This is a genomic window from Neobacillus sp. Soil_C_43, assembly GCF_057656715.1.
The window spans coordinates 48,594-64,503 of sequence record NZ_JBDGJV010000002.1; the positions used below are offsets into that span (position 1 = coordinate 48,594).

Sequence of the window (15,910 nt, forward strand, 5' to 3'; positions counted from 1 at the left end):
TTGATACGAGGTGTATGTATGGGGATTATTTCACTAATTAAGCCTTTAAGGAATTATGAAGACTTTGTAAATAGAGCTAGTACGTATGAAAATTTTTTCTTAAGAAATAAGGCAATTCAAATTATGACTTCAGCAATAAAACAACAACACTTTAGGAAAGAAGAAATTTCAAGTGGATACTTTTATCTGGGCTTACTATATTCCAAATCAAAAGAATCCAAATTAGCTTCGGGCAGCTTTCATCGATGTCTAGAATTAATGAAAGATGAAAATTTTCGATACAATAGCAATCTTAAAAAAGCCATTGAAGCATTTATAAAAATAGGGGATAAAGAAAAGGCAAAGTTCTGGCTTAATAATCTACTTGAGCGACAAAGTTATGATAAAAGATTTAAGAAATTAGCTATATTAAAAAGCAAAATTGGGTAAAAACACCTATTTTAGTACAAAGGCGATTCTTTAATAAACGTAAATTGAATAGGCCCTTGTAGGTATGTGACATGCGCTCATCTCATACATATTATCTTACAGATGAATAAGTTAAAGGCATCATTAGCTACTAGCTTTATCAGTACAATGCACCTGCTGCAGAGATCCAAAGAGAACCTTGAAAAAACAGGAGGGGCTGAGTATGAAATTTACGATACAGTATATACCATTGAACAAAATTAAACCTGATCTATCGCTAAAAATTACGGAGCATATTAAGAAACTCCAGAGAATAATGTGGGACTGCATGTTTGTTTTAGTTGTTAAAAAAAACCGGAAGGATGGAAGCTACATTATAGTAAGTGGGCAGGATCGATTCGAATCCTTAAAAAAACATACTAAAAATATTTATGCCCCGTGTATAGTCGATAAAAGTAGTTCAACCGGAATGATATCGTGGTTTCATCGTTTACGGAATAAACAACCCCTTGATGACTTTCCTTTAATGCCACCCAGCTGGTCAATCGTCCGTTCCTTTTTGAAACAAGAGCCTCGTTTTAAAAATTTATCCCGATCCGAACAAATAAGAGTGCTGCTTATAGCCGCATGCTACAAGAAAACGGTCATTTATTCCATGAGATCAACCGTGAACGAGATTCTAAGTAGTCAAAAATAATAATTAGATAAATATAAAACATAGAAAAATGGCTTGGGATTCCCAAGCCATTAACTAATTAGATTGCTTCATGAATGAAGGCATAGTCTCTTAGATAAACCGGAAGCTGTAAAAGGGATTCGAGTTCGGCGAAGGTTCCATTTGGTTCAATTTCTAAATCAATGATATTATAACTCCATTCAAAATCTGACGGTATATGAATCGCATTGATGCCTAACTCGATAGCAGGTTTTACATCCGTTTTGAGTGAATTTCCAACCATCCAGGTAGATTTTTTTTCACACTCTATTCGATTTAGTACTTTTTTCAACGTAGTAGAATTTTTATGTTCATGGATAAACACCCGGTCCTCAAAGTAGCAATCTAATCCTAACTGATTAATTTTCCTTCTTTGATTTTTTTTATCTCCGCCTGTAAAAAGGTACAACCTATGACCATCCTCTAGAAGACTATCCAAGACATCATATACATAAGGAAAGGGCTGTACTTCAAGTTCAAACACTTCTTGACCCATTCTACGTACAAGCTCGATTTCACTTTTCTTTAAGGCTCTACCATATTTGACGCTAAAATATTTGTAGGTTAATACGAATGATTCTGGGTAAAGGGAAGAATGTAAACCGTGTTTATCCACATTTTTAACGTCAATTTCTAATTGTTTTTGTAAGATTTCATCCTTTGAAAGGAAATCGAACCAGTCTTGCATCTGTTCAGCAAATTGGTTTTTTGATCTGATAAAATACTTGCTGCAGTGGATGAGGGTATCATCTAAATCCAATATTAAAGTTTGTTGATTCATATAATCAATTCCCCCTTTAATATGGTGTAAAATAATTATATGGGTAAATACTGTTACAATGCTAAAAAAACAATGTCCATAGGTAAATTACGCCTTAGGTAGTAATCCACTATACTTGTTCTCAAAAATAATCGTGCCGTTACACCTAGTAATAAATAAAGGTTCTTTTCATAAACTTTGTTGTTCTCTGTCCCTTTTGTTCCTGATTAAAAAGCAACGTCGGACAGGTTGAGTGAATTTAAATGCAATCCTATCTTACCCTGATGCAACTTCGGACAGTGTAGGCAGAAAAGAAATAAACATTGTCAGAAGGCAGGGGAACTTCGGACAGAGTAGGCGGGAAAAACAGAAACAGTGTCAGAAGGTAAGGCAACTTTGGACAGTGTAGGCGGTAAAAACAGAAACATTGTCAGAAGGCAAAGGAACTTCGGACAGTGTAGGCAGAAAAGAAATAAACATTGTCAGAAGGCAGGGGAACTTCGGACAGAGTAAGCGGAAAAAACAGAAACATTGTCAGAAGGTAAGGCAACTTCGGATAGTGTAGGAGGAAAAAACAGAAACATTGTCAGAAGATAAGGCAACTTCGGACAGTTTAGGCAGAAAAAACAGAAACATTGTCAGAAGGCAAAGGAACTTCGGACAGTGTAGCCGAAAAAAACAGTAACATTGTCAGAAGGCAAAGGAACTTCGGACAGTGTAGGCAGAAAAGAAAGAAACATTGTCAGAAGGTAAGGCAACTTCGGACAGTTTAGGCAGAAAAAACAGAAACATTGTCAGAAGGCAAAGGAACTTCGGACAGTGTAGCCGAAAAAAACAGTAACATTGTCAGAAGGCAAAGGAACTTCGGACAGTGTAGGAGGAAAAAACAAAAACATTGTCAGAAGGCAAAATAACTTCGAACAACTTGGATGATTTCAAAGTGTACTACTGTCAGAACCTGAGGTAAGGTTGGACAGTATGGATGAAATTAATTGTAATCAAGTCAAAAGATGTGAGACTTTATTGGGAAAAATAAGTATAAATAACAACAATCTTTGTGAAAACAGCAAAATAAAAGACATACATTTGGGGAACTAAATAATTTATTCACAAAATAACAAGCTCAAGATGGGCTCGACTTTTATTAAGAAAGAAGGAATATCATGAAAAATGCGGGAGCAAAGATAAATGCCATATTAATAGCGGATCAACCAGAATCATTTTTGACTAGAAGGATTGCTAATACCGCACTTGAGTTTGGCGGGATAAGAGGGGATCGTCATTTCGGTATGGTCGTACCATCCGATTCACGGCAGCCGATGTATCCAAAAGAGACGGACATTTTTAATCGTCGTCAAATTACCATTGTTTCGGAAGAAGAACTTGTAGAGATAGCTGAAGGCCTCGGAGTAGAATATGTTCTACCGGAATGGTTAGGTGCGAACCTCTTATTGAACGGATACCCTGAACTAACGAAGCTTACGATGGGCTCACGAATTCTCTTTCCAAGTGGTGCCGGTTTGATCTGTATGGGAGAAAATCAACCTTGTATATTTCCTGGTGAGATGATCCAAAAACATTACGAAAACCACCCAAAACTGGCCGCGAAATTTGTCAAAGCCGCCTACAAACGCCGTGGAATCGTCTGCGCCGTCGAACGCCCGGGAGAAATGAATGAAGGCGACGAAGTTCAAATCCTAATAAACGACTTCATCAATCCCATGCAATAAAAGTAAAAGTGGTGTCAGGCACCATAAAAAGACAGTATCCACCTTAGACGGACACTGTCTTTTTATGAAAAATATTATTTAGACTAAATAGTCTTTTTTAAATAGGCCATCTATGTTTTAATTAAATTTAAGAAACTTGTAAATGTTTTCATTTAATTTTTTTAGAACGGAGGTAAATAAATGCCGCCAATTGTTTCAGACTCACATAAAGAGAAGAAAAAAAAGGAAATTTTGGCAAGTGCTCTAGTTTGTTTTGCAAAAAAGGGTTTCCAAGTGGCAACAATCGATGATATTGTGGGACATTCAGGTATAAGCAAAGGGGCAATCTATAACTATTTTAAAAGTAAAGATGAGATATACTTAGAATTAATGAATACAGACACTAAAGAAACGTATGAAAGTTTAGTGAAAGATCTTGTAACTTACGGTAGTGCCATTGAAAAAATCGACTTTTTATTTAACTTATATTTATTGGTTGACTTTTCTAATAAAGAAATTAAGGGGAAATTTATCGTTCATGATGAATTTAAGCTCCATGCCTCAAGACACCCCGAATTAGCAGAAAAATTAACGGACCGTAGAAAACAATATTTTGTCGACCTGCTTGCTGGGATTATTAAAGAGGGCCAAGAATCAGGTGAAATCAAAGAAGACCTTCAGCCCGAAGTGATGGCAGACTTATTTTGGTCAATGATTAATGGAGTCACGGTACAGTCCGTTTATACTGATTACCCTTTTAAACAAGTGTTAACCGAAATGAAACAAATGTTTTTAGAAAAAATAAAAGCATAAAATTAGAAAAGACAAGAAACCTATCTTGTCTTTTCTTCGTCTAAAGCAATGGAATTCCATCATGGGGTTCTAAAATTCAGTAAATAGTAAAAATATTTTTCAATTGTAGGCTATTAAATTGACAATTATACAAGAAGGTAAATATAATAAAATAAACTGACTGGTCGTTTTAAAATTGCGACTAAAGACTGAAAATAAATGGGTCTAAGATTGTAGGGAATTTTCGGCTTGCGTATGATTAAATTTTTCCAAAGTTTTTCTATACTAAGGACATTAAATAAAAGAAAACAATTTTAGAGTAGAGGAGTGATAGAAATGACCATCAATATTTTATTCCTTTCGATAACCATAAAAAAACGGACGCTCAGTATACAAGAAGCTTGTCATCAAGAAGAAGTTGAAAAGCTCTACGACAAAAATAGAGACCAACAAATTTCCATGCATCGTTTTTTTAGATAAATTTTTACAAAAAGGTCTGGTTTAAATGACCAAACAAATTAAGGTCGAGGTGACAATACATGAAAAAAAGACAAGAAAACTCTTCCGATAAGAAAAAATCCGTTAGCCTCAACCTTGAGTGTTGGATGTGGGAATTAGTTGAGGAGCTAGAGACCAATAGATCTAAGTTTTTTAGAGATTTATTCCTAGAAAAGATAAAGGTCGAATTGATTAACGAGAAATTAATGTCTGAAACAGATACCGTTTCTGAACTGTTAGGTGAGGTATACCTAAACATCATCCAATACAAGCGCCAATTAATGACTGCTACCACAGACCGTAAACCAATAAGAAGGTTAGGTATGAAGAATGTTTCGGAAGATTTAAGAAAAAAAGCAATCAGTATTCATATGGAGAATTGGTTATGGGACATAGCGGCTAAAATAGCTCCAAATCGATCGGTTCTGTTTAAAGACTTACTTTTGCAAAAAATGAAAAAGGACTTACTCATTGCGGGAATGGTAAAAGAAAATGTGATTATTGGTCGAGAACATGCTGAACAAATTGTTAAACTCACGGCATCAAGAAAGATTAATAAGAAGGTTAGTTAATATAAATGTATAGTTCGAAAGGATTAACCAACACTACCTTTTAAAGGATGGTGTTAATATGAATAAGGATGAAAAAATGTTACCACAAGAACTCCATAATAAGGTGAAGGAAAGCACGGCTAGTAAAACGGCCAACAAGGTAGAAGCAAACCTGGAAGATAATGATATTCAGACGGAAAGTTCGATTATTGTCGGGAAAGGCGACCCAAATCTTTCGCCAGATGCAGGGAAACCATTGCTTTAATCACCTAGGTCCATTCTCCCGTAAATCACAAAGTGAAAATCTAGTCATTAAGACATTCATAATAAGCGTCCAAAACGGTGTAAGATCGGATTTGGATGCTTATTTTTTTTTAGTTTTTGACTTCAATTACAAGGGGTAAAAAGGTGCAAAAATAAATATACAAAAAATTAAATTTTTTCATTTACATAAAACCTATAGGTATGGTAGGATTAATTTCAATAAATTATAAAATTATTAAATCAACAGGCAAGTTTAACAGAGCCAATTAATAAAATCTTCCTGGATTGATAAAGGGGGGCGAACCAACTGAAAGAAAACGAAAAGGAAGAACTCTTCGCTCAGCTTGAGAAAATGCTCGAAACCTTACAATTTGGTTCAATTACACTGGTTGTCCAGGATGGCAAGATTGTGCAACTTGAAAAAATTGAAAAGGTTCGTATCCAATCGAATAAAAATCGCTGACTAGACAAACTAGAGGCGGTCTCCACTATTTCTTAAAAGGAGACCGCCTTTTCCTATTGAAAAAGGCGGAGCAAAAAAGGATCAACTTATTTTTATGAATGAAAAGGAGGCCTGTAGCGATGACGACTACAGTAACTTATCAAAATTGGCGTGAACAATCAGATACATTTTCATATGAGGATGAAACCAAAGGAGCGCGTTCCGTTTTAGAGTGGGCATACAGCAGCTATCCTGAACAAGAACTTGTGTATGCATCAAGCTTTGGGGCAGAAGCCATCGTGTTAATTGACTTAATCCAGCAGATTAAGCCCGACGCCCATATCGTTTTTTTAGATACAGGTTTACACTTCCCGGAAACCTATGAAGTCATTGACAAGATAGAAGCCCGATTTCCTAGCTTGAAAATTGAGCGAAAACTCCCAAACCTTACGCTTGATGAACAAGCAGCACAATATGGATCAGCCTTATGGAAACGAGATCCCGGCCAATGCTGCAATATTCGGAAGGTCATTCCGTTACGAGAAACATTAACAGCAAAGCAAGCATGGATATCGGGGCTTCGCAGAGAGCAATCACCAACAAGAGCAAATACAGAGTTTATCAATAAGGATGACAAATTTCAAAATATTAAAATCTGCCCATTAATCCATTGGACTTGGGAGGAAGTTTGGAGCTACATCAAAGAAAAAGACTTGCCGTACAACACCCTGCATGATCATGGATATCCAAGTATCGGATGTTTTCCATGTACACAGCCGACTGGGACGGATGGAGATTCACGTGCTGGCCGCTGGGCGGGAAGCAGCAAGACTGAGTGTGGATTACACACGAAATAGGGAGGGCTTATCATTTGCTCACAATCATTGCCATTACTATTGGATTATTTTTCGCAATTAATATAGGGGCTAGCGGGGCTGCCGCTTCGATGGGAATTGCCTACGGAGCTGGAGTAGTTAAAAAGAGGCTAGCATTACTGCTTTGTGCCATTGCAGTGTTCTTTGGCGCCTGGCTTGGCGGTGGTGAAGTGGTCAAAATGATTGGCAGCGGAATTGTTCCCAATAGCACATTTACGGTTCCGATCGCCTTAATCGTTTTAACATCAGCTGCCTTGTCATTGTTCTTGGCAAATATATTTGGCATTCCACTTTCTACGAGTGAAGTGGCCGTTGGTTCAGTGGTCGGTGCTGGGATTGTTTATCAATCAGTATTCGTAAGTCACCTTTTTTGGATTATGTTGTTTTGGCTCCTGACACCATTTGCTGCCTTTCTTATCGCCATTATTGCTTCTTACGTGTTGAAAATTAAACAGCTGAAAAAATGGCTGGAAGCATCCAAAGCAGTTCCCGTTCTGTCTGTCCTTGTATTAATCATGGGTATGTTTGAGGCTTTTTCTGCAGGGATGAACAATGTGGCGAATGCGGTTGGACCGCTTGTAGGTGCCAATATCCTTTCAACAGGGGATGGTATTCTCTGGGGTGGCATCTTTGTCGCACTGGGTTCCTTACTATTAGGTCATCGGGTTCTTGAAACAAACGGAAAAAAAATTACCACACTCAGACTGGAGGAAGGCTGCGTTATCTCTGGTACAGGTGCAACAATTGTGACGATTGCATCCATGTTTGGAATCCCCGTGCCGCTTACGCAAATCACGACCTCTTCCATTATTGGAATTGGCTTTGCGAAACACGGTAAAGCAGTACTTAAAAAAGATATTGTAGTTCAATTGCTAACAGTCTGGATCGTTTCACCGGTTTTATCAATGGTCCTTTCGTACACGCTGATTCAGTTAATCATTGAACATAATTTTTACCCCATTATCGCCATGGGTGGTGCGTTAATTTCTGTGTTTGGGGTCCTATCATTAATGAAAAAGCAGAAAACTACTATTCCCGTTAGACATGAAGTTGCTAAAGACTAAGCATTTTTCATTAGAATCTTAGTTTAATAAATAAAATAATTGTAGCCGAAAAAACGGCTAACTAAAGAAAGGATTTGATTTTGTGTCATTTTTACCAAAACCGCATGGAGGGAAATTAATCCAAGCATACAACCCAATTCTTGACCTATCCCTTATTGAAAAAGAACTAGAAATTGATGCTATTGCCTTGAGTGACCTCGAGTTAATAGGTGTTGGACTATTCAGCCCGCTTACTGGGTTCCTTGGAAAAGCAGATTATGAATCAGTTGTTTCGAACATGCGCCTAGCTGACAATACGATTTGGTCAATTCCTGTCACACTACCTGTTTCCACGGAAACGGCTGCCACATTAAAGGTAGGCGAGGAAATGAAGTTGATTTTTAACAATGAGGTTTATGGAGTCATTAAGGTATCCGAATGGTATGAACCGGACTTAGATAAAGAAGCACTAAAAGTATATAAAACACTTGAACTGGCTCACCCAGGTGTGAGACGTCTTTATGAAAGAGGTCCCGTTTACGTAGCAGGGGAAGTAACTCTCCTTAAAAAACCGGAAAAGGGCGTCTTTACAGATGTATGGTTGGAGCCGAGAGAAACACGGACCTTGTTTGAAGAAAAAGGCTGGAAAACAGTTGTGGGCTTCCAAACAAGAAATCCGATCCACCGCGCACATGAATACATCCAAAAGGCGGCATTAGAAACAGTTGATGGACTTTTTGTTAATCCATTAGTTGGGGAAACAAAATCTGACGACATCCCTGCCGACGTTCGATTAAAAAGCTATCGTGTGTTACTAGAAAACTACTACCCTACTGAACGGGTTCAGCTAGGTGTGTATCCGGCAGCGATGCGTTACGCAGGACCACGTGAGGCCATTTTTCATGCGATTGCCCGTAAAAACTTTGGTTGCACACACTTCATCGTTGGACGCGATCATGCAGGTGTAGGCAATTATTATGGAACCTACGATGCCCAACTGATCTTTAGTGAATTTGAAGAAGGAGAACTTGGCATTAAACCATTGTTCTTTGAACATAGTTTTTATTGCAACAAATGTGAAGGTATGGCTTCAGATAAAACATGCCCACACAGCAACGAAGACCGTGTCATTCTTTCAGGAACAAAGGTGAGAGAAATGCTTCGTTCAGGTACACTGCCTCCATCTACTTTTAGTAGAAAAGAAGTTGTGGAAGTGCTGATTGAGGGAATGAAAGAAACGACGACGGTCTAAGGAGGTAGAACAATGACTAAAGCGACAAATATTACATGGCATGCAACAACGATTACTAAGGAAGACCGCCGTTTGAAAAAGGGACATGGCAGCTGTGTTCTATGGTTTACGGGTCTCTCAGGTTCTGGGAAATCGACCATTGCTAATGCTGTATCTAGCGAATTGTTTCGTCAAGGAATAACGGAATACGTTTTGGACGGTGATAATATCCGCCATGGTTTAAATAAAGACCTGGGCTTTTCCGACCATGATCGAACAGAGAATATTAGGAGAATTGGAGAAGTGGCGAAATTGTTTGTAGACAGTGGAGCCCTGGTGACAACTGCGTTTATTTCTCCCTTCCGTTCGGACCGTGCTCAGGTTCGCGAACTGTTTCAAGATGGTGAGTTTATTGAGGTTTATATTGATTGCCCTCTTGAAGAATGTGAAAGACGTGACCCCAAACAGTTATATGTGAAGGCGCGTCGTGGTGAAATTAAAGATTTTACAGGGATCAACTCACCATATGAGGCACCGGAACGTCCAGAAATAACGGTTAGGTCCGATCAATTAACAGTCGAAGAAGCAGTAAAACAAATATTTGGATATTTGCAGGATAAGAACATTATTTAACTGGTAATATAGAAAGGATGAATAGCCGTGGTTGGAAAGGTGTATTTAGTAGGTGCGGGTCCAGGAGATCCAGAATTAATTACAGTAAAAGGATTAAGGTACCTACAGCAAGCAGATGTCATCCTTTATGACCGGCTGGTAAATCCTGAACTTTTAAAGCATTCAAAACTAGGTGCCCAACTGGTATACTGTGGTAAACTTCCACATTACCATACAATGAAGCAGGAAACGATCAATCATTTTTTAGTAAAATATGCGAAAAAGGGTCTTCAGGTCGTTCGTTTAAAGGGAGGGGATCCCTTTGTGTTCGGCCGTGGAGGAGAAGAAGCCGAGGAATGCTTGAGGAATGAAGTTCCTTTTGAGGTTGTTCCAGGGATCACGGCAGGCATTGCCGCTTCTGCTTATGCCGGAATTCCTGTCACCCATCGTTTTTTGAGCAGAAGTTTTGCCTTTATTACTGGTCATCAAGCAGGGGACCTAGCGGCGGAGCACCAGTGGTCACACCTGGCAAAAGGGGTTGATACCCTCTGTGTCTATATGGGAGTTTCACATCTTTCGACGATTATTAATCAACTAATACAACACGGTAAATCACCTCAGACACCTATCGCTCTGATTCAATGGGGAACATTAAGTGACCAAAGAACGGTTGTTGGAACACTTGAAACGATCGAAGAACGGGTGAAGGTAGCAGGTGTGTCAAATCCGAGCATGATTGTGATAGGAGAGGTTGTTCGCCTTCATAAGGAGTTAAATTGGTTCCATGAAGAAATAATGCCTAGTTTACCAATACGGCATGGATAATCTTAGTTACGTAGGAAGCAGTCTGTGAGCCCGGACAGAGGAAAGTAAGAGGAACGGGATGTAAATTAAGCTGAAATAAAGTATTCCTATTGGGCTTGGAGTAGTTTAAAATAAATAATAGTAATCCTATTGGATTTAATAATTGTGTAAATTGATTTTTAAAAATAGTCTTTAGCTATTGAGTGGTCGAAGATTTCGATCCCTAAAAGAGAGGAATTCTATGAAAGCAATACTTTACATTGGTCATGGGACGCGTTCAAAAAAAGGAGCGGAGGAAGCGAAAGCTTTTATCCAAAGGGTAATGAAGCGAGTGGATATTCCGATACAGGAAATCAGTTTTCTTGAACTGACTCCTCCTTTGATTGAAGAAGGCTTTCAGCGTTGTGTGGAAAGGGGAGCGACAGAAATTACTGTCGTCCCTTTGTTCCTTTTAGCGGCAGGACATATAAAGCAGGATATTCCGGAGGCACTTTCTTCATTGAAGGTCAAATACCCACATATTGAGGTAAATGTGAAGGATCCTTTCGGTGTCCAGGGGACGATTCTGGATGGAATAGCAGAGCTGGTTCATTCTACGGCCGGCGACATAGGACTGGAAGACCGATTATTGATTGTTGGAAGAGGTAGCAGTGATCCGGTTGTTCACGATGATTTTGCACGGATTGCTAAGGGAATTCGTGAGCGGCTGGGAATCAAGCATGTGTCTGTTTGTTATATGGCTGCAGCAGAGCCTAGGCTGAGTGAAGGGTTAGAGATGATTACAGAAGGTGCAGCTGGCCGAGTGCTGGTCGTCCCCTATTTATTATTCTCAGGGCTCCTTACCGCTGAAGTGAATCAAGAGGTTCGGATGCGGCAAAAGGAAGGCCAGCAAATCCTTCATACGGGTCCTTTAAGTGGTCATCAGGTGATTGAGGATATTGTTGTAAATCGGGCGATAAGGGAATAAGCTGCTGGCAGGTCGATAAGAACAATTCATAAAGCCTATTCACCAGAAAAATGAGGTCTACAGTCTTTAATAAAGATTTATAGTGCCCGTCCAGAGAAAAAAACTAGGTCCATGGGCACTATAAGAGGTCCACAGTGCCCGTCCAACGAAAAAACAGAGGTCCATGGGCACTATAAGAGGTCCACAGTGCCTGTCCAACGAAAAAACTGAGGTCCATGGGCACTGTAAGAGGTCCACAGTGCCCGTCCAACGAAAAAACTGAGGTCCATGGGCACTATAAGAGGTCCACAGTGCCCGTCCAACGAAAAAACCGAGGTCCATGGGCACTATAAGAGGTCCGCAGTGCCCGTCCAACGAAAAAACTGAGATCCATGGGCACTATAAGAGGTCTACAGTGCCCGTCCAACGAAAAAACCGAGTTCCACGGGCACAATAAAGTGTCTATAGTTCCCGTCGTAATGAAAAACCGAGGTCCACGAGCAATAAAAGCTCAATTCAAGTCCTACCCAATGTAAAATAACAGATTCATAGTTTAATAACACAAAAACACATAACGATCGCCAAAAAATACGACCAAAATAACAAAAAGTTTATTCCTTAGTGAGGTGGATATCGTTGCAACTTCAGGTAATCAACAGTCCGTTTAATCAAGAGCAGGCAGAACTACTTAACCGCCTTTTGCCAACCTTAACAGATGCACAAAAAGTTTGGCTGAGCGGCTATCTTGCTGCAACCCCATTTATTGTTCTTGGAGCTGCCAACAACCAGGGGGCAGTCCTTCCTGTCCAAAGCAGTGATTCAAAAGCGACAAAAGAAATAACAATCCTTTATGGTTCACAAACGGGCAATGCTCGGGGACTAGCAAAGAAAACGGGCAAAAAATTAGAGGAAAAAGGGTTCCAAGTAACTGTCTCTTCTATGAATGATTTTAAAACAAATAATGTAAAAAAAGTCCAAAACCTTCTTATTATAGTCAGTACCCATGGTGAAGGTGAGCCACCGGATAGTGCACTCACATTCCATGAGTTTTTACACAGCAAAAGAGCACCAAAGCTGACGGACCTTCATTTCTCCGTGCTAGCACTTGGAGACAGCTCATATGAATTCTTCTGTCAAACAGGAAAAGAATTCGATTCTCGCCTCGAAGAACTAGGCGGCACACGCCTATATCCACGCTTCGACTGCGATGTGGATTATGATGAGCCAGCATCTGAGTGGCTCGAAGGAATCCTTGGCAGCTTAAGTACCGAACTAGAAGGAACTTCTGCTACAAGCGCAAGTCCAGTAGCGGCGGCAGCTCAGTCTACTGAATCCGAGTACTCAAGAAGCAATCCATTTAAAGCCGAAGTACTTGAAAATATCAACCTCAATGGGCGTGGCTCCAATAAAGAAACACGTCACCTTGAACTATCACTTGAGGGCTCAGGAATGACCTTTGAACCTGGTGATAGTCTAGGAATCTATCCGGAGAACGATCCTGCACTTGTTGAACAACTCCTTGCTGAATTGCCATGGAGTAGTGAAGAAACAGTGATCGTTAACAAACAGGGGGACGCTTTATCACTACAAAAAGCGCTCACTTCTTATTATGAGATTACTGTTTTATCAAAACCGTTCCTTGAAAAAGTGGCAAAGCTTGCTAATAATGAGGACATTCAAGACCTGATTGCACCGGGTAACGAAGAGAAAATGAAATCCTATATCCATGGACGTGACCTACTTGACCTGGTTCGTGATTTTGGTCCTTGGGGAGAATCGGCTCAAGAATTTATTTCGGTCCTTCGTAAAATCCCTGCCCGTCTATACTCGATTGCGAGCAGCTTAGCAGCTAATCCGGATGAAGTCCATTTAACAATCGGTGCTGTACGCTATGATACCCATGGACGTGAGCGAAAGGGAGTTTGCTCCATTTTAACAGCTGAACGCTTGCAACCTGGAGATACACTGTCTGTATTTATACAGCAAAATGAAAACTTTAAGCTGCCAACAAACCCGGAAACTCCAATTATCATGGTTGGACCCGGAACCGGGGTGGCACCATTCCGTTCGTTCATTCAGGAACGAGAAGAAACAGGTGCAGAAGGAAAGTCATGGCTATTTTTCGGAGACCAGCATTTTGTAACTGATTTCCTTTACCAAACAGAATGGCAAAAGTGGTTAAAAGAAGGCGTCCTGTCAAAAGTAGATGTGGCGTTTTCACGTGATACAGATGAGAAAGTATATGTTCAACACCGCATGCTTGAGCAAAGCAAAGAATTATTTGAGTGGCTACAAGAAGGAGCACACCTATATATTTGCGGTGATGAGAAACACATGGCACATGACGTCCATCACACACTTCTTTCAATTATTGAAAAAGAAGGCAATATGAGCCGTGAACAAGCAGAAGCCTATCTTGCCGAGTTGCAGCAGCAAAAACGATACCAACGGGATGTATATTGATGGGATGGAAAGGAGAAATTTCAACATGGTGAAACAAATCTTAAAAGCACCGGACGGCCCGCCAAGTGATGTTGAGGACATCAAAGAACGAAGCAACTATTTGCGTGGTACATTAAAAGAAGTCATGGGCGACAGGATCAGCGCCGGCATTCCTGAGGATGACAACCGTCTCATGAAGCATCATGGTAGCTACCTTCAAGATGACCGTGATCTTCGCAATGAACGACAAAAACAAAAACTTGAGCCAGCATATCAGTTCATGCTACGGGTTCGATTACCTGGTGGGGTGGCTTCTCCAGCCCAGTGGCTGGTTATGGATGAACTTGCTGATAAATACGGAAATGGCACGTTGAAACTGACAACACGTGAGACGTTCCAAATGCACGGCATTTTAAAATGGAATATGAAAAAGACAATTCAGGAAATCCATGCTTCCCTTTTAGACACTATTGCCGCTTGTGGGGATGTCAATCGTAACGTCATGTGTGCCTCAAACCCATATCAGTCTGAAATTCATGCAGAAGTCTATGAATGGTCCAAAAAATTAAGTGATGACCTCTTACCACGTACAAGAGCCTATCATGAAGTTTGGCTGGACGAAGAAAAAGTAGCTGGCACACCGGATGTGGAGGAAGTAGAACCAATGTATGGTCCGCTTTATTTACCGCGGAAATTTAAAATTGGAATTGCAGTTCCTCCATCAAATGATATCGATGTCTTTTCACAGGATCTTGGATTTATTGCCATTGTGGAAGATGGAAAGCTAATCGGATTCAATGTAGCAATTGGCGGCGGTATGGGTATGAGTCATGGTGATACAGCAACCTACCCGCAGCTTGCGAAGGTTATCGGCTTCTGTAAGCCAGACCAGTTGTATGAAGTGGCGGAAAAAACAATTACCATTCAACGTGACTATGGAAACCGTTCTGTTCGAAAAAATGCACGTTTTAAATATACGGTTGACCGATTAGGTTTAGAGACAGTTAAGACGGAACTAGAAAATCGTCTTGGCTGGAAATTGAATGAAGCTAAATCCTATCATTTTGACCATAACGGAGATCGGTACGGCTGGGTAAAGGGTATACAAGGTAAATGGAATCTAACCTTATTTATTGAGGGTGGTCGTGTTGCAGATTTTGCGGACTATAAGCTAAAAACGGCTCTTCGCGAAATTGCAGAAATCCATACAGGTGATTTCCATTTAACACCGAATCAAAATGTAATTATCGCCAATGTATCTAGTCAGAAAAAGAAACAAATTAATGCTCTAATGGAACAATACGGTTTGACGGATGGAAGCCATTTTTCAGCTCTCCGTCGTAATTCGATGGCGTGTGTGGCGCTGCCAACATGCGGATTAGCGATGGCGGAAGCGGAACGTTATTTACCGAATCTAATTGATAAAATTGAAACTATTGTAGATGAGAACGGCCTTCGCAACGAAGAAATCACCATTCGTATGACAGGCTGTCCAAACGGCTGTGCCCGACATGCACTTGGAGAGATTGGCTTCATCGGTAAAGCGCCAGGTAAATACAATATGTATCTAGGTGCAGCACACGACGGCAGCCGTCTAAGCAAAATGTACCGGGAAAATATTGGTGAAGAGGAAATCTTGAAGGAACTAAACGTGGTTCTTTCCCGCTATGCAAAAGAACGCAACGAAGGGGAGCACTTTGGAGATTTCACCATTCGTGCAGGGATTGTCAAGCCAACAACTGATGGAACGAATTTTCACGAATAAAAGGTTTCTATCGCAGACATTAAATAGTTAATTAAAAGAGTGCCAAATTTAAT

The 15,910-nt window shown here is 40.1% G+C and carries 17 protein-coding genes; 16 read left to right on the plus strand and 1 reads right to left on the minus strand.

Going from position 1 to position 15,910, the window contains the following annotated elements; translation table 11 throughout:
* Positions 1 to 18: 18 nt before the first annotated feature.
* Positions 19 to 429: a hypothetical protein gene (locus AC3A54_RS04880; RefSeq protein WP_487653537.1), complete on the plus strand. Its 411-nt coding sequence runs from the start codon at positions 19 to 21 to the stop codon at positions 427 to 429.
* Positions 430 to 631: 202 nt separating this feature from the next.
* Entirely contained in the window at positions 632 to 1,105 is a 474-nt protein-coding gene (locus AC3A54_RS04885) for a hypothetical protein (protein WP_487653538.1), read from the plus strand.
* A gap of 58 nt (positions 1,106 to 1,163) precedes the next feature.
* On the opposite strand, the gene AC3A54_RS04890 is transcribed toward AC3A54_RS04885, so the two are convergent.
* Entirely contained in the window at positions 1,164 to 1,904 is a 741-nt protein-coding gene (locus AC3A54_RS04890) for an HAD family hydrolase (protein WP_487653539.1), read from the minus strand.
* A 1,139-nt stretch (positions 1,905 to 3,043) separates the two neighbouring features.
* On the opposite strand from AC3A54_RS04890, the gene AC3A54_RS04895 reads away from it, so the two are divergent.
* The 14 genes from AC3A54_RS04895 (at position 3,044) to cysI (ending at position 15,857) form a co-directional block, all read left to right on the plus strand.
* The gene (locus AC3A54_RS04895) at positions 3,044 to 3,613 is read left to right on the plus strand and encodes an MOSC domain-containing protein (RefSeq protein ID WP_487653784.1); all 570 of its coding nucleotides are present in this window, start codon (positions 3,044 to 3,046) and stop codon (positions 3,611 to 3,613) included.
* A gap of 180 nt (positions 3,614 to 3,793) precedes the next feature.
* Positions 3,794 to 4,405, plus strand: coding sequence for a TetR/AcrR family transcriptional regulator (locus AC3A54_RS04900; RefSeq protein ID WP_487653540.1), 612 nt, complete (start codon positions 3,794 to 3,796; stop codon positions 4,403 to 4,405).
* A gap of 315 nt (positions 4,406 to 4,720) precedes the next feature.
* A complete protein-coding gene (locus AC3A54_RS04905; protein WP_487653541.1) occupies positions 4,721 to 4,864 on the plus strand; it encodes a YrzI family small protein in 144 nt (47 codons plus the stop codon).
* A gap of 59 nt (positions 4,865 to 4,923) precedes the next feature.
* Positions 4,924 to 5,454: a hypothetical protein gene (locus tag AC3A54_RS04910; RefSeq protein WP_487653542.1), complete on the plus strand. Its 531-nt coding sequence runs from the start codon at positions 4,924 to 4,926 to the stop codon at positions 5,452 to 5,454.
* A gap of 58 nt (positions 5,455 to 5,512) precedes the next feature.
* Positions 5,513 to 5,698, plus strand: coding sequence for a hypothetical protein (locus AC3A54_RS04915; RefSeq protein WP_487653543.1), 186 nt, complete (start codon positions 5,513 to 5,515; stop codon positions 5,696 to 5,698).
* A 306-nt stretch (positions 5,699 to 6,004) separates the two neighbouring features.
* Positions 6,005 to 6,160: a YezD family protein gene (locus AC3A54_RS04920; protein ID WP_308084189.1), complete on the plus strand. Its 156-nt coding sequence runs from the start codon at positions 6,005 to 6,007 to the stop codon at positions 6,158 to 6,160.
* A 119-nt stretch (positions 6,161 to 6,279) separates the two neighbouring features.
* Positions 6,280 to 6,996, plus strand: a complete 717-nt coding sequence (locus tag AC3A54_RS04925; RefSeq protein ID WP_487653544.1) for a phosphoadenylyl-sulfate reductase — start codon at positions 6,280 to 6,282, stop codon at positions 6,994 to 6,996.
* A 14-nt stretch (positions 6,997 to 7,010) separates the two neighbouring features.
* On the plus strand, positions 7,011 to 8,078 hold the full coding sequence (gene cysP / locus AC3A54_RS04930) for a sulfate permease (protein WP_487653545.1): 1,068 nt from the start codon (positions 7,011 to 7,013) through the stop codon (positions 8,076 to 8,078).
* 82 nt (positions 8,079 to 8,160) lie between these two features.
* Positions 8,161 to 9,309: a sulfate adenylyltransferase gene (sat, locus tag AC3A54_RS04935; RefSeq protein ID WP_487653546.1), complete on the plus strand. Its 1,149-nt coding sequence runs from the start codon at positions 8,161 to 8,163 to the stop codon at positions 9,307 to 9,309.
* A 12-nt stretch (positions 9,310 to 9,321) separates the two neighbouring features.
* On the plus strand, positions 9,322 to 9,921 hold the full coding sequence (cysC, locus tag AC3A54_RS04940) for an adenylyl-sulfate kinase (RefSeq protein ID WP_487653547.1): 600 nt from the start codon (positions 9,322 to 9,324) through the stop codon (positions 9,919 to 9,921).
* Positions 9,922 to 9,948: 27 nt separating this feature from the next.
* Positions 9,949 to 10,725, plus strand: coding sequence for a uroporphyrinogen-III C-methyltransferase (gene cobA / locus AC3A54_RS04945; protein WP_487653548.1), 777 nt, complete (start codon positions 9,949 to 9,951; stop codon positions 10,723 to 10,725).
* A 220-nt stretch (positions 10,726 to 10,945) separates the two neighbouring features.
* Complete coding sequence (locus AC3A54_RS04950) at positions 10,946 to 11,671, plus strand: sirohydrochlorin chelatase (protein ID WP_487653549.1); 726 nt, start codon at positions 10,946 to 10,948, stop codon at positions 11,669 to 11,671.
* A 615-nt stretch (positions 11,672 to 12,286) separates the two neighbouring features.
* Positions 12,287 to 14,113: an assimilatory sulfite reductase (NADPH) flavoprotein subunit gene (locus AC3A54_RS04955; RefSeq protein ID WP_487653550.1), complete on the plus strand. Its 1,827-nt coding sequence runs from the start codon at positions 12,287 to 12,289 to the stop codon at positions 14,111 to 14,113.
* A gap of 25 nt (positions 14,114 to 14,138) precedes the next feature.
* Positions 14,139 to 15,857, plus strand: coding sequence for an assimilatory sulfite reductase (NADPH) hemoprotein subunit (gene cysI, locus AC3A54_RS04960; RefSeq protein WP_487653551.1), 1,719 nt, complete (start codon positions 14,139 to 14,141; stop codon positions 15,855 to 15,857).
* Positions 15,858 to 15,910: the final 53 nt, after the last annotated feature.